Below are 19,441 nucleotides of genomic sequence, written 5' to 3' on the forward strand. Positions count from 1 at the left end.
GACACCTATACGTGTGCCGGTAGCGGGCCCACCAATTTGGCGGGACGGCTCCAGAGCGCGGCGGCCAGACAGAACACCGCCGCCACCCCGAAGGCGACCTGAACATTGAACAGGTCGGCGGCGCCGCCCAGCAGTGCCGCAGCGATAGGCCGTGAACCGAGGAAGCCGACGAGCCACAGCGCCATGATCCGGCCGCGCAGCACCTCGGGCGCCCGTTCCTGAACCAGGGTGCTGAGCCCGGTCATGGCCCAGCCGAACCCCAGTCCGGCGAGTGTGAAACCGGCCAGCGCGAGCGCGGGGGTCGGCGCTACGGCCAGCGATGCGCAGCCCGCGCCGAGACCGGCCATACCGATAGCGGACACGTTCTGTGACGCCATCCGGCCGCGCATGAGCGCCAGCGTCGCCATCCCGACCGCCGCGCCGACACCGAACACCGCGGACAGCGTCCCGACCAGGCTGGCGCCGCCACCCAGTTCGTCGGCCATCGACGGAGTCAGCGTGATCGAGGAGTCGGATGCCAGCCCGACGGTGGTCACTGCGAGCAGCGCCAGGAACAGCGGGCGATCACGCCAGACGTATCGCAGCGCCACCCGCACGCGATAGTCCGTGTCGGCGTGCCGAGTCGGCGGGGCCGGGAATCGCACCGCGAGAAGGGACAGCGCGAACACGAGATGCAGTCCGGCGCTGACTCCGAACGCCGCGCCGGCGCCGAGGTGTGCGGCGATGTATGCGCCCGCGGCGGGTCCGACGATGCGTCCGATGGTCATCGGAAAGCTGTTGAGCGCCATCGCCGTCGACAGTTCGCCGTCGCGGATGAGGTTCGGCACGATTGACTGCAGCGCCGGTCCGCCCACGACGAACCCGAAGCCGACCAGCAAGGTGCCCAGTAGCACGGGTATGGCATCGGAGATGTCGTGTCCGGCGGGGTCGGCCAGCAACCACACCGCGGTGAAACCGGAGCCCGCCACGCACAACACGCGCCCGAGCAGAATCTGTCGCGCCGGGTCCCCGGTGTCGGCCCATTTGCCGCTGATGGGGCTCAGGATCAACTGCGGTGCGAACTGGACGACGCCGACCAATCCGACCATGAGGGCTGATCGCGTCGCGTCGTACATCACGATCGCGGCGACGATGCCGTGCGTCCACACCGCCACGACCGAGAAGATCTTGCCCCAGAACAGCGCGCCGAACACCGGGTCGAAGATCAACCCGAATGCACCGCGTGCTTGCGGCGGGGCGGTGGCTTCGGCGGTCATCGGGCCGACGCCCGTTCAAATCGTTCGGCCAACCGGTCGAGGAGATCGACCAGGGTGTCGACGTTGGCGTCGGGCCAGTCCTCGATCATCTCGGCGACCAGTTCGCGCCGCCGGTCGGTCACCGTCTGCGACGCCAGGTGACCGGCTTCGGTCAGCACGAGCATGCAGCGCCGCTGATCGTCGGCGGCGTACGTCTTCGTCACCAGGCCTGCAGCGACGACAGCGGCCACCGACCGGCTCGCGGTCGAGTGGTCGACGGCCAGAAAGTCGGCGACGTCGCGGATGGAGGCGCCGCCGGAAAGCTGCTGGCACTGCTCGATTGCGCGCAGTACCCGCAGGGTCGACGCGCTGGTCACGGGTCCTGCGTCGGCGAGAAGGCGATCCCGCCAACCGGGCCGCTGCCGCGCGACCGCGATGCGGGTCAGCAGTTCGTCGAGTTGGTCGTATCGTGACGGCGCCACTAAGTATGCATAGCACATACATATATTCGCGTCGAAATCGTGGCCGATGACCTGCCCTCACGGCGACAGCCCTGAGCGCAATCTCGTATGTGGGAGTGCCATCGGGACGGTGAAAGGATGAGGTGTGACGTCTCGTCTGCACGATCCCAACCGGCGAGGTTTCGCCAGCGACAACAACGCCGGTGTGCATCCGGAGGTGCTCGCCGCGCTCGCCGCCGCCAACGGCGGTCACCAACCCGCTTATGGGCAGGACGCCTATACCGCGCGGCTGCAGGAGGTGATCGGCGAACACTTCGGCGTGGGCGCCGAGGTCTATCCGGTGTTCAACGGCACCGGCGCGAATGTGGTTGCGCTGACCAGCGTTCTGCCGCGCTGGGGCGCCGTCGTCACCACGTCGACCGCCCACATCCACACCGACGAAGCCGGCGCACCCGAGCGTATGACCGGGATCAAGCTGCTGACCGTGCCCACACCGGACGGCAAGCTGACCCCCGAACTCGTCGCCCGCGAGGCGTGGGGATGGGGCGACGAGCACCGGGCCCAACCGCTCGCCGTGAGCATCACCCAGACAACGGAGATGGGCACCGTGTACACCCCGGACGAGGTGCGAGCGGTGGCGGACTTCGCCCACGCCCACGGGATGGCGGTGCACATGGACGGCTCGCGGCTGTGGAACGCGGCGGCCGCGCTCGGGGTGCCGTTTCGTGCGTTCACCGCGGATGCGGGTGTCGACGTGCTCAGCTTGGGTGGCACGAAGAACGGACTGCTCGGCGCCGAGGCCGTTGTCGTGCTCGACGCGGGCCGCACGAGCGGACTGCGGTATCTGCGGAAGCTGACGATGCAGCTGGCGAGCAAGATGCGGTTCACCTCCGTCCAGCTGCTCGCGCTTTTCGAAAACGACCTCGGCCTGCGCAGCGCCGCGCACGCCAACGCGATGACGGCGCGGCTGCGCGCGGCCCTCGAGGCGAACATCGCCGATGGACGGCTCACCGGGCTCGCGTTCACCCAGGACAGTCCGGCGAACGCGATCTTCGCGACGCTGCCGACCGAAGCGGCCGACCGTATCCGGGCGCGGGTGCGGTTCTACGACTGGGACCGGTCACGCGGCGAGGTGCGCTGGATGACGGCGTGGGACACCACCGAGGCCGACGTCGACGAGTTCGTGGCGGCGATCCTCGCCGAGCTGTGACGCCGAACCGCACTGGCATGATGCCGGGGTGACTTATCGCGTTCCGACCCTCGCCGAGATCATCGCCACGCTCGAGGTGGACCGGCGGGGCGACCACCACTTCGTCGCGACGCAACTCGACAATCCGGCGCACCACATCGTGGGTGGACACATCGCCGGTCAAGCCCTGATGGCAGCCAGCAGGACGGCTCCCGGCCGCACGCCACACAGTGCGCACGTCTACTACGTGCGTGCGGGCGATGCCCGTTATCCGGTCGACCTCCACGTCGACGTCGCCCGCGACGGCGGAACCCTGTCGACCCGCCAGGTCACCGCCCGCCAGGACGATCAGATTCTGCTCGAGGCCCTGGTGTCGCTGAGCGCACCGGTCGATTCACTTGACTATCATCGGCCGATTCCCGATGTGCCAGAGCCGGATTCGCTTCTGCCGGTGCAGGAGCAACTGGCGGACTTCGCCGAGGAACACAACGGCTTCTGGGTGCGGCCCCAGCCCTTCGACCTGCGCTACGTCGACGCGCCGCCGCGCCTGGCGCTCGAGCTCGGCGAGCCGTCGCCGCGGATGCGGATGTGGTGGCGTCCCGGCGAACCGGTAGCCGACGACGAGGTGCTGCACAGCTGCCTGCTGGCCTATCTGTCCGGCACCACGATGGTCGAAACGGCACTCGCCATGCGCGGCGCCACCCCGATCGGGACGTTCAACGCGCTGATCGACCACGCGCTGTGGTTCCACCGGCCGGTCGACATGTCGGATTGGGTGCTGTCTGACCAGTTTTCGCCAAGCGGTATCGCCGGGCGCGGGCTGAGCACGTCGACGATGTACAACCGGGCGGGACAGCTGGTCTGCCTGGCCACCCAGGAGCTGTACTTCGGCCGGGCCGCCGCCTGAAACGTCACCGCCCGGTCGCTCCGTCGATTCCGCCCGCGGCCGTCGCTACGCGTCGTGCGGTCCGATGGAGCCGAGCGTGAAGACGCGAACCTGACCTTTGACCTGCGCATGACATTGCGACAGAAGGGGTTCGGACAGTTCCTCGTGCAGGATCACCTCGATGGGCCCGGCCTCGCCGTCGAGCAGGACCTGGATGCGGTGTTCGCCGCGTTCGACCTGCAGCGGGTGCAGCGCATCGATGCGGTCGTCGCCGTAGCGCTCGCGGGCAAAATACTGGGCGGCCTGCACGGCGTGCGGTAGCGATGTGCGCCCGCGCAGGAACCGGTTGTCCAGCCGGCCTTCGAGGTACCGACGTACCAGCCCCGCGGCGTCGGCGGAATCGACCCTGCCGTAGCACAGGCCCTCCGGCAGGATCAGCATGGTGGCCGCGAACCGGTCACCGCCGAGATGCGAACACTCCCAGGTGAATTCGGGATACTCGGCGGCGATCGCACGGCACGCGCTGCGGCCGCGGACCGCGCAACATTGGTCGTGTTTGCCATGCGAGCAGATCGCGATGACCGGATCGGACGTCAGGTTCCCGTCACTACCGTCGAGCGCGAGCTCGAGAAAGTCACGAGGGTCGTCGACCTCCCCGTGATGGAGCGCCTCGTCGCCGACGCCGCAATGCGCCACATACCAGCGCCACCGCGGCGTGTCGGGTCGACGACCATGCTTGCGGATCGCGGTGATGCGCATACCCGCCTTCTCCACCCGGCGCACGATCGCGCGGCCGAGTTGCGGGTCGATGCAGTTCGGCGACTGCAGGAACGCCGACGGCCCCCAGGCGCCGCTCAACTCGAGCAGCAACCACGACGAGCCCGCTGATGCGGTGCCGTACATCGGATCGTCGCGGGCCAGCGATTGGTCGCTGCACGGGATTCTCTTGGCGACCGTCATCCGGCATCGGCCGGAGAGTTGCGTTGCACGGGAACGACGCTGTTCACGGGAACGAGGACCCCCTCCCGCAACAGTCGCCGGATCAGGACCGTCGCGTCGGCGGCGTCCAGGCCGGGCATGCTCACCGCATCCATGACGGTGCCCTCGTGCAGGGCGCGAACGGCGGCTGCACAAATCTGCGGGAACGTGATGGTCCGATCCCGCAGGCGCAACACAATTCGGTCACCGGACCGTTCGACGGTCGCGCTCAGCCCACGTCGCCAACCGACCACCGTTTCCCCGGCCCGATCGGCCGCCGCGAGAGAGGCCAGCGGCCGAACCGCCACCGGACGGGTGCGTTCGGCGTGCCGCCGGGACAGGTGCGCGGCAGCTCCCGCGCTGAGGCTCGCCGCATCGTCGCGCAGCGACTCGACCATTTCCGCCATCACCTTCGACACCGTCGCCATCGTCTCATCCGCATCGGCGACACCCATGGGCAGCGACCCGCGGAACCTCGCGTCGGCGGCCAACTGGTCGACGACCGCGCGCGCCACGTCGACCGCCGTCACCGGGGAGATCCCGATGGTGAGATGGATTGACGTCATCTGCAACGCCTGCGCCGAATGCACCCACCCGCGCGGCAGATAGAGGGCGTCCCCCTCCTCGAGCACCGTGTCGATGACCGGTGCGTCCTCGGCGACCCGTTTCTCGATCGCCGCGCGGTGCCCGGTCCACGGTTGCGACGGCAGCGGATGCTCGTGCACCGGCTCGTGCACGATCCAGCGCTTTTGGCCCGACACCTGCAGAACGAAGACGTCGTGCACGTCGTAGTGCGGATCGAAGCCCCGGTTGACCGGTGGGGTGATATAGGCGTTGGCCTGGACCGGATGGCCGAACTCGTCGACCGCCTGCCGGACGAACTCGATCAGCGGAGGCCACAACCGGTGCAGGCCCTGTAGCACTATCGTTGCGCCCAAGGCGAACTGGCTCAGCAGCTTGGCCGAGTCGATCTGGTCAGCGATCTCGGCGCCGAAGCCGGCGGGCCCGAGATAGCAGTCCTTGGGCAGGAGATCGCCCTCTTTGGCCAGCCGGATGAACGGCGCGCGCACCCCGCGCTCGGCGATCAGTTCGTCAACCGTCCCGGGCGACAGCAGATCGCTGAAATCGCGGGGCAACGCGTCGGCCCGGGTGAGCAACGGTCGACGGCCCCAGTACTCGTCGGCGAACCGTCGGGCCTCAACCGCAGCGCAGCGCCGAAGCATCATCGAACTGGGGTCACGCGGTCCCGTCGGCGCCGCCGTCGTGTCCTTCGGGGTTGGAGCCGCCGTCAGCGGGGCCCTCGCCACCGGCTGTGCCGTCGGCGCCGCCGTCGTGTCCTTCGGGGTTGGAGCCGCCGTCGGCCGGGCCCTCGCCACCGGCTGTGCCGTCGGCGCCGCCGTCGTGTCCTTCGGGGTTCGAGCCGCCGTCAGCGGTTCCCTCGCCACCTGCGCCCGAGGTGGTGATGTCGTCATCGTCGAGTGCCATGTCGATCCCTTCTTTGGGCTGTGGTTTGGAGGGAGTTGCCCCGGACGGTTCGGACGAAACACCGCGAAACTATGGTCGAGCGGTGACGATCTCCTACGACGAGTCGCTGCGCGAGCGGATCGAGGCGAACCTGTCGGGACACGAACGTCGCGCGGTGAGCGACCCGACGAAAAGGCACGCCGCGGTCGCCGTCGTGCTCGTCGACTCCGAGGTCGGTGAAGACAGGGTGGACCCGGTCGACGTCGAAGGCTGGAACGACGGGCGCGGGATGCCCGACTCTCGCCTCGACGGCCGGATGGTCGACGTCTCCGGTGGTGCCGCTTTCCTTCTGTGCCGCAGGGCATCCCGGCTGACGTCGCACGCCGCGCAGTGGGCGCTGCCCGGTGGCCGGCTGGACCCGGGCGAGACCGTGGTCGACGCGGCCCTGCGCGAACTCGACGAGGAGGTCGGCGTCCGGCTGCCGGAATCGACGGTGCTGGGCCTTCTCGACGACTACCCGACACGGTCGGGATACGTCATCACTCCCGTGGTGCTCTGGGGCGGGGGCCGGCTCGACCCGCGGCCGGCGCCCGACGAGGTGGTCGCGGTGTATCGGGTCGGCCTGCATCAGCTGCAGCGCCCCGACTCGCCGCGGTTCATCGAGATCCCGGAGAGCTCGCGACCCGTCGTGCAGGTCCCGCTGGGCAACGACCTGATCCACGCGCCGACCGGCGCGGTGTTGCTGCAGCTGCGGTGGCTCGGACTGGAGGGCCGGCACGATCCGGTCGACGAACTCGAACAACCCGTCTTCGCATGGAAGTAGAGCGAGCACAATCGATATGTACCTACATGGACCCACCAGACGCGGGTACTCGGCGAGCGACAACACGACAGAACGGGGTAGACCGTGAAATTGGCGTTGAGTGACGAGGACGCCGCATTCCGCGAGGAGCTGCGGCGCTTCTACACCTCCGAGATTCCCGAGGACATCCGCGAGCGCGGCAAGACCGGCCATACGAAGTTCCCCGAGGACATGGTCACCAGCCAGCGCATCCTCCACGCCAACGGGTTGGCGGTGCCGAACTGGCCGGTCGAGTGGGGCGGTAAGGAGTGGTCGCCGTTGCAGCGCCAGATCTGGCTCGACGAGATGCAGTTGGCCGGCGTCCCCGAACCGTTGGCGTTCAACACCAAGATGGTCGGCCCGGTGATCGCCCAGTTCGGCTCGCAGGCGATGAAGGAACGTTTCCTGCCGCCGACGGCCAACATCGACATCTGGTGGTGCCAGGGCTTCTCCGAGCCGGAGGCCGGTTCGGACCTCGCGTCGCTGCGGACCACCGCCGTGCGCGACGGCGACACTTACGTCGTCAACGGCCAGAAGACGTGGACGACGCTAGGTCAGTACGCCGATTGGATCTTCCTGCTGGCGCGCACCGACCCGAACGCGCCCAAGCGTCAGGCCGGTATCTCGTTCCTGCTGGCCGAGATGTCGACGCCGGGCATCACGCTGCGTCCGATCGAACTGATCGACGGCAGCTACGAGGTCAACGAGGTCTTCTTCGAAGACGTCCGGATCCCGGCCGACCAGCTCGTCGGCGAGGAAAACCAGGGCTGGACGTACGCGAAGTTCCTGCTCGGCAACGAGCGCACCGGCATCGCCCGCATCGGCCTGACGAAGCTGTGGATGGCGCAGGTCAAGGAACACGCCGCCAAGCTCGAGGTCAACGGCACGCCGCTGCTGGAGGATCCGCTGTTCGCCGCTCGGGTGGCCGAGATCGAAACCGGGCTGCTCGCATTGGAACTCACGCAGATGCGCGTCAGCGGATCCGAAGCCGACGGAAAGCCGAACCCCGCGTCGTCGATCCTCAAGCTGCGCGGCAGCCAGTTGCAGCAGGCCGCCACCGAGCTGTTCGTCGAGGTGGCCGGACCGGAGGCGTTGCCGTTCGAGGCCGGGGACCTCGACGTGCCCACCTGGGCGCAGGACGCCGCACCGCGCTACCTGAATTATCGGAAGACGTCGATCTACGGCGGCACCAACGAGGTTCAGCGCACCATCATCGCTTCGACCATCCTGGGATTGTGAGCCTGCCGTGGACTTCGACCTGACCGAGGAACAGCAACTACTGCGCGACGTCACCCGCGACGTGCTCTCACGGCGCGAGGGTGTGCGCGTCGAAGGCGAGCCCGGCTGGAGCCGAGAGGTCTGGGGCCAACTGGCCGAGGTCGGCATCCTCGGGCTCGGCTTCGATCCCGACGAGGCAGGCCCCATCGAGGTGATGGTGGTGTTGACCGAGATCGGCAGGCGGCTCGCGCCCGAACCGGTCGCGCAGGCCGCGATGATCCCGGGCGTCCTGATCGCTGAGGTGGGCAACGACCAGCAGAAGGAGATCCTCGAGGCGGTGGCGACCGGTGAGGCGTTACTGGCCTTCGCCCACTCCGAACCCGGATCGCGGCTGCCGTCGGCCGCACCCGCGACGCGCGCCGAACAGAACGGGGACGCCTGGACTCTCACCGGTCGTAAGAATCCCGTCCTGGCCGGCGACACCGCCGACTCGATCGTCGTCACCGCGGCGTTGCCCGGCGGCGGCGTGGGGTTGTTCGTCGTCGACGGCAACGCGGTCAACCGCGCGCCCTACCGGATGTTCGACGGCCGGGGCGGTGCGCAACTCGACTTCGACTCCACACCCGCCGAACCCCTCGGCGGCGGCGATGCGACCGAACACGTCACTCGCGCGGTCATCCGCTATCAGTCGGCGCTGTGCTCGGAGGCGGTCGGAGCGATGGAGGAGGCGTTACGGCTCACCACCGAATACCTCACCAGCCGAAAGCAATTCGGTGTTCCGCTGAGCAAGTTCCAGACGCTCACCCAACGCGCGGCCGACATGTACGTCTCGCTCGAACTCGCGCGCAGCATGAACTTCTATGCCGCGATGTCGATCGCCGACGGCAGGTTCGATCCGGTGATCGCCGCGCGAGCCAAGTTCCAGATCGGGCGTTCGGGCCGGCACATCGCGCAGGAGGCGATCCAGCTGCACGGCGGCATCGGAATGACCGCGGAGTATCCCGTCGGCCACTACGCGGCGCGACTGACGGCCATCGACAACACGTTCGGCACCACCGACGATCAGCTCCGCACGCTCATCGAGCACGTCGGCGACTACGGAACGGTGTCGCTGTAGCCCCTGGCGCGAGCGCGCACCCTTGTACGGTTCCGGCCGCGCAGCTGTACAAGGCTGAGCGCTCGGCCCGGCGGGGCCGCTCGTTGGGCCGAGGGCATGATGGGTGAGCCCGCGCAACGCCGCGGAGGCTCGGCAGCGAAGGGTGTGCATGTTCATCGTCATCCTCGGCGCGGTGCTCGCGCTGATGCACGCCTATCTGTGGAAGCGGCTGATCAAGGACACCACCCGGCCCGGTCGAGTGCGCAGGATCCTGAGCGCCGCCTTCGCCGGGCTGGCGGGGCTGTTGCTCGCGGCGTTGTTCCTGCCCCGGCTGACAGGTCCGGCCGACGCGGGCTCGTACGCCTGGCCGGGCTATGTGTGGTTCGGCCTGGCCACATACCTGCTGTTGGCGCTGCTGGTCCTCGAGCCCGTGCGACTGGCGCTGCGGCGGTGGGTCCGCGGGGCGCCGGCGGCGGCTCCGGACCCCGAGGACCCGGACGGGCTGAGCCGCCGACTGTTCCTGGCCCGTGCGAGTGCCGTCGCCGCGGGCGCAGCGTCGGTGGGGCTGGTCGGTGTCGGAACGGCCACCGCAGTCGGTCCGCCGGACGTACTGCGGGTGCCGGTGCGGCTGCGCAACCTGGACCCGGCGTTTCGCGGGTTTCGCGTCGCGGTGGTGTCCGACATCCACCTCGGCCCGCTGGCAGGCAGGGCGCACACCGAGCGGATCGTCGACATGATCAATGAGACCGGCCCCGACCTCGTCGCGATCGTCGGCGACGTCGTCGACGGCTCCGTCGCCGAGCTCGGCCCGGCCGCAGCACCATTGGGCGATCTGACCACCCGCGAGGGCTCCTTCTTCGTCACTGGAAACCACGAGTACTTCGTCGACGACACTCTCGAGTGGCTGCGCGAGATGGAGCGGTTGGGCATCCATCCGTTGCGTAACGAGAACACCGCAATCCGCCGTGGCGGCGCGGTCGTCAACCTGGCAGGCGTCAATGACCTCGCCGGTGAAAGAGTCTCGGACGGACCGGATTTCGACCGCGCCCTGGCGGGGATCTCCTCGGCCGGGCCGACGGTGCTGCTCGCGCATCAGCCGGTGCTCGTCGAGGAGGCCGCCGCGCGCGGGGTGGATTTGCAGCTGTCCGGACACACCCACGCGGGCAGATGTGGCCGTTCCACTACCTCGTGCGCGCCGTGCAGCCCTCGCTCGCAGGCCTTTCGACAGTCGACGACACCCAGCTGTACGTGACCCGCGGCGCGGGCTACTGGGGCCCGCCGGCGCGCATCGGGGCCCCGCCGGACATCACGGTGCTGACGCTGGAGCCGTAGGTCTTGGTACGGCCGTACCAGGACGGGCGCGGGCGCTACCTAGACTGCTTCCATGATGTCCCGTCCCGTACCGCACGACGGACTGCTGCGGATCGAGGACTGCCTGGACGCCGAGGGCCGGGTGAGGGTGCCGGCAGGGGTGAACCTGATCTCCCTGATCGACCGCAACATCGCCAACGTCGGCGACGCGCCTGCCTACCGCTACCTCGACCACACCGGCGACGGACGGGTCGACGAACTCACCTGGAGACAACTCGGCGTACGCCTGCGGGCGGTGGCCGCGAGCCTGCAGCGCGTGACACGGCGAGGCGACCGGGTCGCGATCCTGGCGCCGCAGGGACTCGACTATGTCGTCGCCTTCTTCGGCGCGATCAAGGCGGGCGCGATCGCGGTCCCGCTGTTCGCACCCGAGCTGCAGGGCCATGCGCAACGACTGGACACCGCGCTGCGCGACTGCGAACCGTCCGTCGTGGTGACCACAGCGGCCGCGGCCTCGAACGTGCGCAGCTTCCTGTCCGACCTCGACGGCGTACCGACGCCTCGGGTGGTGGTGATCGACGACATCGGCGCGACAGGCGATTTCGAGCCGGTCGAGCTGGCGCTCGACGCCGTATCCCATCTGCAGTACACCTCCGGTGCGACGCGACCCCCGGCCGGAGTCGAGATCACGCACCGCGCGGTCGGCACCAACTTGATCCAGATGATCCTGTCCATCGATCTGCTCGACCGAAAAGTACACGGCGTCAGCTGGTTACCGCTGTTTCATGACATGGGTCTGTCGATGATCGGATTTCCCGCCGTGTACGGGGGACATTCGACGCTGATGTCGCCCACCGCGTTCATCCGCCGCCCCCGACGCTGGCTCCGGGCGCTGTCGGACGGGTCGCGCGAAGGCCGGGTGGTCACCGCCGCACCGAACTTCGCCTATGAGTACGCGGCACAACGCGGCCGACCCGCAGACGGCGACGACCTCGACCTGAGCAAAGCGGTGCTGATCATCGGCTCGGAGCCCGTCAGCATCGACGCCATCACCGCCTTCAACGACGCGTTCGCACCCTACGGGCTGCCGCCGAACGCATTTCGACCCTCGTACGGAATCGCCGAGGCCACGCTGTTCGTCGCGACCATCGAACCCGACGCCCGCGCCACCGCGGTCTACCTCGACCGCGCGCATCTCAGCGCGGGCCGCGCGGTACCCGTCACCGCCGATTCACCCGATGCCGTGGCCCACGTGTCCTGCGGCCGGGTCGCGCGCAGCCAGTGGGCCGTCATCGTCGACCCCGACACCGGCACCGAACTGTCCGACGGGAACGTCGGCGAGATCTGGCTGCACGGCGACAACCTCGGGCGCGGCTACTGGGGCCGCCCGGACGAGTCGCGCCACGCCTTCGGGGCCCGGCTCCAGTCCCGGACCGCACCGGCCAGCCATGCGGAAGGGGTTGACGAGCAGGCGAACTGGCTGCGTACCGGTGATCTCGGCGTTTACCTCGACGGCGAGTTGTTCGTCACCGGACGGCGTGCCGATCTGATCGTCATCGACGGCAGACACCACTATCCGCAGGATATCGAGGCGACCGCCGAAACCGCCTCGGCGATGGTGCGCGCAGGACATGTCGTCGCATTCACCGTGCCCGGCCCCCACGATGACGCGCTCGTGATCGTCGCCGAACGCGCCACCGGAACCGCCCGTAACGATCCCGGCCCGGAGATCGACGCGATTCGCGCCGATGTGCTTGCGCGGCACAGGATTCCGGTCGTCGACATCCGGTTCGTCGCGGCGGGCGCCATCCCGCGCACGACCAGCGGCAAGCTGGCCCGCGGGGCCAGTCGCAGCGAGTACCTCAGTGAGAAGCTGAAAGGTTAACCGACGCCGAGCTTCTCGCGCACCGTGTCGGCGAGGGAACGAACGGCCGACACCGGGTTGAACGCCCGGGCGGCGGCGGTCAACGCCTCCTGAGCCTCGGTGCTGAGCTCGATGTCGGCGGCTGCCACGTTGAACTCGAGCTGTTCGACGCTGGACGCACCAGGGATCGCGACCACGTTGGGCAAGTGGATCAACCACGCCAGCGCCACCTGCGCGGGTTTCGCGCCGACGTCGGCGGCGACATCGCGCAGCGTCTGCAGCAGTGGTTCGGCCCGGCGCAGGTTCTCGGTGCCGAACAGCGGGTTCGTCGCACGGACGCCGCCGGGCCGGTTGTCGGGACCGTACTTGCCGCCGAGCAGCCCCTGCGCCAGCGGGCTGTAGGCGATCACGATGCGGTTCTCCCGTTCGGCGAACGGCACCAGACGCTCGAGCGCCTTGGGATGGGCCAGCGAGAAGTGCACCTGATTGCTGATCACCGGTCGTCCGAGCGCGGTGTCGGCCCGCTGCCAGCGCGACAGGGAGTAGTTCGACACACCCGCCGCGCCGATCACACCGTCATCGATCAGGTCGCGCATCCCCGGCATGATCACCGAATCCGGCACCACCGGGTTGGACTGGTGGATCTGATACAGCGGGATCTTCTGCAGCCCGAGCCGCTGCGCGCTGGCGTGCGCCCGTTGCTTGACCACCGCCGGGAACGGGGCCACCGGGAAGACCTTGCTGGCCACCGCGACCTCGGCGCGCCGGTCGCCCAGCGCCTCACCGAGGATCCGCTCGCTCTTGCCGAAACCATAGATCTCGGCGGTGTCGAACAATGTGACGCCCAGCGCCAGCGAACGTTGCACGATTTCGCGGGCGGGACCCGCGGCGTAGCTGTCGCCGTACCCCCACTCCCGAGACCCGAACTGCCAGGTCCCGAGCCCTATCCGGCTGACCCGGCCAACTCCCTCGACCTCCAAGTACTTCACGGACGCCACAGTACTGACGCATCGGATCGATAACGGCGGGTTTCGCCGCCCAGACGCCGGGGTATGTGAGGCGGGCTGCAGAAAGTCGGCATGACACAAGTCTCGAAAGGCGTAACGCATGCTCGAGTTCATCTGCCCCACGTGCGGGCATTTCAGCCTCGAAGAAGCCGTCTGTGGGTCCTGCAGCGGTCGCGCCGGCGACACCGACCTGGCGATGGCTGGGTAACGATGTCTGTTAACCGCTCATTGCACCCGTTCGACCTGGTCATGGCCTCGACGCGGATGTACTCCTCGCTACCGGTGGTCGGCAGGCACCTCGAGCCGTTCGCGGGCCTGACCGCGATGATGATGTACGGCCACCACTACGCGCCCGCAGCGCTGAAGGGTATGGTTTCGCGCCGTCTCAGCGCCGAGCCGGCGGCCGCCGCGCCCGTCGATGTCTCCAACGAGGCCATCACACCCTCGCGCGGTAAGCGGATGCCGCCCTACCTGCGCTTCCGCGCACAGCGTCAGCGGTGCCTCTATCGCAGCTCGGTGCGCTACGGCGACCATCCCGCCCAGTTGCTCGACGTGTGGCGGCTGCCCGACCTGCCGCCGGATGCGCCGGTGCTGTTGTTCGTCCCCGGCGGCGCGTGGGTGCAGGGCTCTCGCGTCATGCAGGGGCACACGATGCTGCATCACCTGGTCAAGCAGGGTTGGGTGTGTCTGACGATGGACTACCGGGTTTCCCCGGTGCACCGTTGGCCTCGCCATATCGGCGACGTCAACGCGGCGATCGCGTGGGCGCGTGCCAACGTCGACAAATACGGTGGCGACCGGAACTTCGTCGCGATCGCCGGCTGCTCCGCGGGCGGCCACCTGGCCTCCCTTGCGGGCCTGACTCCCGGTGACCCGAGGTTCCGCGGCGAGCTCACCGAGGACGCCGACACCACCGTCGACGCCGTCGTCGGAATCTACGGCCGGTATGACTGGCAGGACCGTTCGACGCCCACGCGCAAGAACTTCCAGAACTTCCTGGAACGAGTTGTCGTCGGGCGCAAGCAGTCTCGCGAGCCAGACGTCTTCGCTGCTGCGTCACCGCTGGCGCGAATCCATGCCGATGCGCCGCCGTTCTTCCTCATCCACGGTGAGCAGGACACGATCATTCCCGTCGGGGAGGCCCGCGTGTTCGCCGAAGAATTGCGTGCGGTGTCACGAAATCCTGTGGAATACGCCGAAATTCGGCGTGCCGGCCATGCGTTCGACCTTGTGGACTCGTCGCACGCGCGTCGGCTTGCGGTCGAGGTCGGTAGGTTCCTCAACGGTGTCCGATCCCGGCAACTCGAAAGTCTGAGCGCCGCAGCCGTCTGACCCGTGTTGATCGGGCGCAACGCGGGAAGTCTGCAGGCATGCGCATCGTCATCACCGGAGCCTCCGGCAACGTGGGAACCGCGTTGCTGCGGCGGCTCACCGAGAGCGGCACCGAACACGACATCGTCGGGGTGGTGCGAAGGCCGCCCGAGCAGACCGGTGTCTATGGGCGGATCCGTTGGCACAAACTCGACCTCGCCGATCCCGACGCGGCCACCCAGCTGCGCGGGCTCTTCGACGGCGCCGACGCCGTCGTCCACCTCGCATGGGGTTTTCAGCCGACCCGCAACACCGGATACCTGAACCGCGTCGGCGTCGGCGGCACGGCTGCCGTCCTCGAGGCGGCGCATGACGCGCGGGTCGGTCGGCTGGTGCACCAGTCGTCGGTCGGCGCCTACGCGCCGGGCCGCTACGGGCAGTACGTCGACGAGTCGTGGCCGACCACCGGCATCCGGACCTCCCCCTACAGCCGCGACAAGTCGGACGCGGAAGCGCTGCTCGACGATTACGAACGCCAGAACGGGGCGGCGGGAGTTCCGATTGCGCGCATGCGCCCCGGCTTCATCGTGCAGCGCGCCGCGGCCAGCGGCCTGATGCGTTACGCCCTGCCCGGTTATGTGCCGATGCTCGCGATTCCCCTGTTGCCGGTGCTGCCGCTGGACCGGCGCCTGTGCATCCCGCTGATCCATGCCGACGATGTCGCCGACGCGCTGGCCAGGGTGATCGAGCGCGGTGCGAGCGGGCCGTTCAATGTGGCGGCCGAACCCCCGGTGGGCCGCGCGCAGGTCGCCGAGGTGTTGCACGCGAAACCGGTCCACGTGTCCTCGGGGGCGCTCGGGGCCCTGGTCGATTTCAGCTGGCGGGCCCGGCTGCAGCCCATCGACCGGGGTTGGCTCGACATGGCGTTCAGCGTTCCGCTGCTCGACTGTGGGCGCGCCGAGGCCGAACTCGGCTGGAGCCCCCGGTGGAATGCGGTCGACGCGCTCGCCGACGTCATCGGCGGGGTGGCCCGACAAGCGCACACCGAGAGTCCGCCCCTGCGACGCCGGTCGCTGATCGAGCAGTTCCAACGCGACCTCACCGAGGGCCTGCTGACGACACGACGCCTGCCGTAGATGGCCGAGCACGACGAGTCCGTCGTCATCGTCGGCGCCGGTCCCTGCGGACTGGCGATCGCACGACAATTGCGCCACGAGTGCGGTGTCGACGCGCTCGTCGTCGATCGGGCGGATGCGGTGGCATCGGCGTGGCGGAACCGCTACGACGGGTTCCGGCTCAACACCTGTGGGTGGTGGTCACATCTGCCCGGGCAGCGGATACCACTGCGCTACGGACGCTGGCCGAACCGCGACGACATGGTCGACTACTTCGACGATTACGTTCAGCGGCAGTCTCTGCGATTAGCCTTGGGCGTCAACGTGGTTCGGGTGGATCGGGAGCGACGTGGTTGGCGACTGTCGACCGGGGACGCCTCGATCACCGCGGAGGCCGTCGTCGTCGCGACCGGCAACTACCACACACCGGTGCTGCCCCAGTGGCCCGGAATCGAGTCGTTCGCCGGCGAGGTGCTGCACTCCGCGCGCTACCGCAACGCCACGCCGTTCGCCGGCCGCGACGTGCTGGTGGCGGGCGCGGGGAACTCCGCGGTCGACATCGCGTTGCAGCTCAGCTCATCAGTAGCCCGGCGGGTGCGGATGGCGGTGCGCACACCGCCGCATCTCGTGCCCCGGTCGGCCGCAGGGATACCGGTCGACACGTTCAGCGCGGCGTTCGAACGCCTGCCGGTGCCCGTACTGGACCGGGCGGCCGCATTGATGCGCAGGGTGTGGTTCGGAGACCTTCGTCGCCAGGGGCTGCCGGTGCCGCGGCGGGGGATCTATTCGGCGCTGCTGACCGACGAACAGATCCCGACGATCGGAGACCAGCTCGTCCCGCATGTCAAGGCGGGGCGCATCGAGGTTGTCGCCGCAGTGGAGTCGTTCGACGGTGAGAGGGTGGTGCTGTCCGACGGCAGCTCGCTGGCACCCGACGCGGTGATCGCCGCGACCGGCTACCGGCGTGGACTCGAGCCACTCGTGGGCCATCACGACGTGTTGGACGACGAGGGCGCCCCGAAGGGCAACGGGGTGCCTGCCGCAGCGCCGGGGCTGTGGTTCGCCGGATACGACGAGCCGCTGATCGGACCGCTCCGGTCCTTCCGCCTACAGGCCTCGCCGATCGCGCGCGATATCGCCGGCCACCTCGGCGGGAGTGACGAACATCATTGCCAGCCAACAAGATCAACTGCATCGCAGCGCGGCCGTCGTTCGTTGAACGAGGCATGACAGTGGCCGACCCGGACGCCGTGGCCCGGCGCGCACCCGCCGCCCTCGCCGACCGTCTTCTTGATATCAAGCGGATCTACCACGAGCCCGACATCGAGCGGTTCTCCCGCGCATGTCAGGTACTCGAACGCTTCCCCGACGCCGAGCGCATCGAGGTGTTGTCGCACCAGGCGATACCCGGTCTGTACGGAAACGAGGGCAATGTCGAGGACTGGGTCCGCAACAAGCGGGAAGTCCTGGTGCTGGGTGAGAAGAAGAGCCTCAGCGCGCGGCGCAACGAGCGGTCGAGCGACTGGATCGCCCCGTCCACCGCCAACGGCTGCGCGATGGCGTGCTCGTACTGCTACGTCCCGCGCCGCAAGGGCTACGCCAACCCGATCACGGTGTTCACCAACATCGAGAAGATCATCGGATACCTCGATCGTCACGCCGCCCGGCAGGGCGTGAAGCCGGTCCCGAACCAGTGCGATCCGGTCGACTGGGTCTATGACATCGGCGAGAACAACGACTGCTCTGTGGACGCGATGGTCTCCGACAACGTCCGAGACCTCGTCGAGCTGTTCGCGCGAATTCCCAACGCGAAGGCCAGCTTCGCGACCAAGCTCGTCAATCGCGGTCTGCTCGACTACGACCCCCGCGGCGGAACCCGCGTGCGATTCAGCCTGATGCCCGTCGAGACGTCGCGGGTGCTCGATGTGCGTACGTCGAAGATCGCCGAACGGATCGCCGCGATCGACGATTTCGTCGACGCCGGATACGAGGTACATCTGAACTTCAGTCCCGTTGTCGTACACGAGAATTGGCTCTCCGAGTGGGCCGAGTTGCTCGAGCAGATCGCCGACGGCACATCGGATCGCACCAAACAGCAGTTGGCCGCCGAGATCATCTTCCTGACCCACAACGAGGGCCTGCACGAGGTCAACCTCGGCTGGCATCCCAGAGGTGAGGACCTGTTGTGGCGTCCAGATCTGCAGCAGGTCAAGCGCAGCCAGAGCGGGCAGTTCAACGTGCGCTACAAGACGCCGTGGAAAGGTCGCTGGGTCACCGAGCTGACCGACCTGATCGCCGCGAAGCTACCGACGTGCCGGGTGCGCTACGCGTTCTGACGGTTTCAACTGCCGCGAGGGACCGCGCAATTGCCGCCACTGGGTCCCTCGACTGTCGCCTGTGGGTCCCTCCACTGTTGCCTGTGGGTCCCTCAAGTGCCGCGAGCGACCGCGCAACGCCAGCTGCGCGCGGCGTGTCGCGTGCAGACCCGGTCGCTCGCGGGAGGGTTTTCCGGCGGTCGGGATGAGTTCGCTTGCGGCTATCCGTTCTGGTGGGCAGGAAGCTGTCGACCAAACGGAAGGCTCATCATGAAGATCGTCGTCATCGGCGGAACCGGCCTCATCGGTTCGAAACTGGTGCAGATCCTGGACCGGCAGGGCCACGACACGGTCGCTGCGGCGCCGTCGACCGGAGTCAACACGTTCACCGGCGAGGGCTTGCGGGACGCGCTCGAAGGGGCGGCGGTGGTGGTCGACGTCTCGAACTCGCCGCAACTCGACGACTCGGCCCGAGAGTTCTTCCAGACCGCGACGACGAACCTGCTCGACGCCGAACGGGCCGCAGGCGTCGGCCACCACGTCGCGCTCTCGGTGGTGGGCACCGATCAGATGGCCCCCAGAGCGGCTACTTCCAGGCCAAGCTCGATCAGGAACGGCTGATCAGCGACGGCCCGATCCCGTTCACGATCGTGCACGCCACCCAATTCTTCGAGTTCCTCCAGACACTCGCCGACTCGGCGACCGAGGGTGACACGGTGCGAATGCCGCCGGCGTACTTCCAGCCGATGGCCGCCGCCGACGTCGCCGAAGGGCTCGCGATCGCCGCGGTGAACGAGCCGGTGAATCGCATCGTCGAGATCGGCGGACCGGTGCAGTTCCTGCTTCCCGACCTGATCCGGACAGCGTTGACCGCCCGCGGCGATACCCGTCAGGTCGTCACCGACCCGTCGGCGAAGTACTGGGGCATCGACCTGGCCGAACGCACGCTGGTGCCCGGTGAGGGCGCGACGCTGTTCGGCACTCGGTTCGAGGACTGGATCCTGGAGGCCGCCGCGACAGCCTGACCCGGCCCCCCGCCCCCCCGGCCCCCCGGGGCGATTTGTGAGTGAAAACGTTCGCCCAGCGAGCGGAATCACTCACAAATCGCGGTGTGGACCCCTCGCCGCGCGCCTCGTACGATCCAAGATCG

The 19,441-nt window shown here is 68.4% G+C and carries 16 protein-coding genes and 2 pseudogenes; 12 read left to right on the top strand and 6 right to left on the bottom strand.

Translation table 11 applies throughout. From position 1 onward, the window contains the following. Positions 1-5 precede the first annotated feature (5 nt). Positions 6-1,256, bottom strand: coding sequence for an MFS transporter (locus tag AU197_RS07765; RefSeq protein ID WP_064401955.1), 1,251 nt, complete (start codon positions 1,254-1,256; stop codon positions 6-8). Next, positions 1,253-1,735 carry a MarR family winged helix-turn-helix transcriptional regulator gene (locus AU197_RS07770; RefSeq protein WP_064401956.1) on the bottom strand — a complete coding sequence of 161 codons (483 nt, stop codon included), beginning with the start codon at positions 1,733-1,735 and terminating at the stop codon, positions 1,253-1,255. Before AU197_RS07770 ends, AU197_RS07765 begins: the two co-directional genes overlap by 4 nt. A 106-nt stretch (positions 1,736-1,841) precedes the next feature. Between AU197_RS07770 and AU197_RS07775 the strand changes: the two genes are divergently transcribed. Both AU197_RS07775 and AU197_RS07780 read left to right on the top strand, forming a co-directional pair. After that, positions 1,842-2,906, top strand: coding sequence for a threonine aldolase family protein (locus AU197_RS07775; RefSeq protein WP_064401957.1), 1,065 nt, complete (start codon positions 1,842-1,844; stop codon positions 2,904-2,906). A 28-nt stretch (positions 2,907-2,934) separates the two neighbouring features. Continuing rightward, positions 2,935-3,792, top strand: a complete 858-nt coding sequence (locus AU197_RS07780) for an acyl-CoA thioesterase (RefSeq protein WP_064401958.1) — start codon at positions 2,935-2,937, stop codon at positions 3,790-3,792. Positions 3,793-3,837: 45 nt separating this feature from the next. On the opposite strand, the gene AU197_RS07785 is transcribed toward AU197_RS07780, so the two are convergent. The 3 genes from AU197_RS07785 to AU197_RS07795 are packed head-to-tail and all read right to left on the bottom strand — an operon-like array spanning position 3,838 to position 6,234. Further along, complete coding sequence (locus AU197_RS07785; RefSeq protein ID WP_064401959.1) at positions 3,838-4,731, bottom strand: ferredoxin family protein; 894 nt, start codon at positions 4,729-4,731, stop codon at positions 3,838-3,840. Continuing rightward, positions 4,728-5,972, bottom strand: coding sequence for a cupin domain-containing protein (locus AU197_RS07790; protein WP_064401960.1), 1,245 nt, complete (start codon positions 5,970-5,972; stop codon positions 4,728-4,730). Before AU197_RS07790 ends, AU197_RS07785 begins: the two co-directional genes overlap by 4 nt. A gap of 13 nt (positions 5,973-5,985) precedes the next feature. Further along, complete coding sequence (locus AU197_RS07795) at positions 5,986-6,234, bottom strand: hypothetical protein (RefSeq protein WP_064401961.1); 249 nt, start codon at positions 6,232-6,234, stop codon at positions 5,986-5,988. Positions 6,235-6,316: 82 nt separating this feature from the next. Here AU197_RS07795 and AU197_RS07800 point away from each other — a divergent pair, with 82 nt between their 5' ends. The 5 genes and pseudogenes from AU197_RS07800 to AU197_RS07820 all read left to right on the top strand — a co-directional run bounded on the left by AU197_RS07800 (position 6,317) and on the right by AU197_RS07820 (position 12,564). After that, on the top strand, positions 6,317-7,036 hold the full coding sequence (locus AU197_RS07800; protein ID WP_064401962.1) for an NUDIX hydrolase: 720 nt from the start codon (positions 6,317-6,319) through the stop codon (positions 7,034-7,036). An 84-nt stretch (positions 7,037-7,120) separates the two neighbouring features. Then, positions 7,121-8,293: an acyl-CoA dehydrogenase family protein gene (locus AU197_RS07805; protein ID WP_064401963.1), complete on the top strand. Its 1,173-nt coding sequence runs from the start codon at positions 7,121-7,123 to the stop codon at positions 8,291-8,293. A gap of 7 nt (positions 8,294-8,300) precedes the next feature. Next, positions 8,301-9,389 carry an acyl-CoA dehydrogenase family protein gene (locus tag AU197_RS07810; RefSeq protein ID WP_064401964.1) on the top strand — a complete coding sequence of 363 codons (1,089 nt, stop codon included), beginning with the start codon at positions 8,301-8,303 and terminating at the stop codon, positions 9,387-9,389. Positions 9,390-9,537: 148 nt separating this feature from the next. Further along, positions 9,538-10,700: pseudogene (locus AU197_RS07815) on the top strand (metallophosphoesterase). A gap of 55 nt (positions 10,701-10,755) precedes the next feature. Continuing rightward, positions 10,756-12,564 (top strand): fatty acyl-AMP ligase, encoded by a 1,809-nt coding sequence (locus AU197_RS07820; protein WP_064402015.1) that lies wholly within the window; start codon positions 10,756-10,758, stop codon positions 12,562-12,564. Here AU197_RS07820 and AU197_RS07825 read toward each other — a convergent pair. Next, entirely contained in the window at positions 12,561-13,532 is a 972-nt protein-coding gene (locus tag AU197_RS07825) for an aldo/keto reductase (RefSeq protein WP_064402016.1), read from the bottom strand. The genes AU197_RS07820 and AU197_RS07825 overlap by 4 nt on opposite strands. A gap of 228 nt (positions 13,533-13,760) precedes the next feature. Here AU197_RS07825 and AU197_RS07830 point away from each other — a divergent pair, with 228 nt between their 5' ends. From AU197_RS07830 to AU197_RS07850, 5 genes and pseudogenes are all read left to right on the top strand, one after another. Then, entirely contained in the window at positions 13,761-14,882 is a 1,122-nt protein-coding gene (locus AU197_RS07830) for an alpha/beta hydrolase (protein ID WP_156434343.1), read from the top strand. A 38-nt stretch (positions 14,883-14,920) separates the two neighbouring features. Continuing rightward, positions 14,921-15,997, top strand: coding sequence for an NAD-dependent epimerase/dehydratase family protein (locus AU197_RS07835; protein ID WP_064401965.1), 1,077 nt, complete (start codon positions 14,921-14,923; stop codon positions 15,995-15,997). Further along, positions 15,998-17,206: a flavin-containing monooxygenase gene (locus tag AU197_RS07840; RefSeq protein ID WP_082696553.1), complete on the top strand. Its 1,209-nt coding sequence runs from the start codon at positions 15,998-16,000 to the stop codon at positions 17,204-17,206. Between the two features lie 2 nt (positions 17,207-17,208). After that, positions 17,209-18,312, top strand: a complete 1,104-nt coding sequence (locus AU197_RS07845; RefSeq protein WP_502687865.1) for a spore photoproduct lyase family protein — start codon at positions 17,209-17,211, stop codon at positions 18,310-18,312. A 249-nt stretch (positions 18,313-18,561) separates the two neighbouring features. Then, positions 18,562-19,316, top strand: a pseudogene (locus AU197_RS07850) (SDR family oxidoreductase). Positions 19,317-19,441: the final 125 nt, after the last annotated feature.

This window comes from Mycobacterium sp. IS-1590 (assembly GCF_001500025.1).
Taxonomy (GTDB): Bacteria; Actinomycetota; Actinomycetes; order Mycobacteriales; family Mycobacteriaceae; genus Mycobacterium.

What these genes read in the sequence shown, in the direction of transcription:
- AU197_RS07765 (WP_064401955.1), bottom strand. Translation starts at nt 1,256, where the DNA reads ATGACCGCCGAAGCCACCGCCCCGCCGCAAGCACGCGGTGCATTCGGG.
- AU197_RS07770 (WP_064401956.1), bottom strand. Translation starts at nt 1,735, where the DNA reads ATGTGCTATGCATACTTAGTGGCGCCGTCACGATACGACCAACTCGAC.
- AU197_RS07785 (WP_064401959.1), bottom strand. Translation starts at nt 4,731, where the DNA reads ATGACGGTCGCCAAGAGAATCCCGTGCAGCGACCAATCGCTGGCCCGC.
- AU197_RS07790 (WP_064401960.1), bottom strand. Translation starts at nt 5,972, where the DNA reads ATGCTTCGGCGCTGCGCTGCGGTTGAGGCCCGACGGTTCGCCGACGAG.
- AU197_RS07795 (WP_064401961.1), bottom strand. Translation starts at nt 6,234, where the DNA reads ATGGCACTCGACGATGACGACATCACCACCTCGGGCGCAGGTGGCGAG.
- AU197_RS07820 (WP_064402015.1), top strand. Translation starts at nt 10,756, where the DNA reads ATGTCCCGTCCCGTACCGCACGACGGACTGCTGCGGATCGAGGACTGC.
- AU197_RS07830 (WP_156434343.1), top strand. Translation starts at nt 13,761, where the DNA reads ATGTCTGTTAACCGCTCATTGCACCCGTTCGACCTGGTCATGGCCTCG.
- AU197_RS07835 (WP_064401965.1), top strand. Translation starts at nt 14,921, where the DNA reads ATGCGCATCGTCATCACCGGAGCCTCCGGCAACGTGGGAACCGCGTTG.
- AU197_RS07840 (WP_082696553.1), top strand. Translation starts at nt 15,998, where the DNA reads ATGGCCGAGCACGACGAGTCCGTCGTCATCGTCGGCGCCGGTCCCTGC.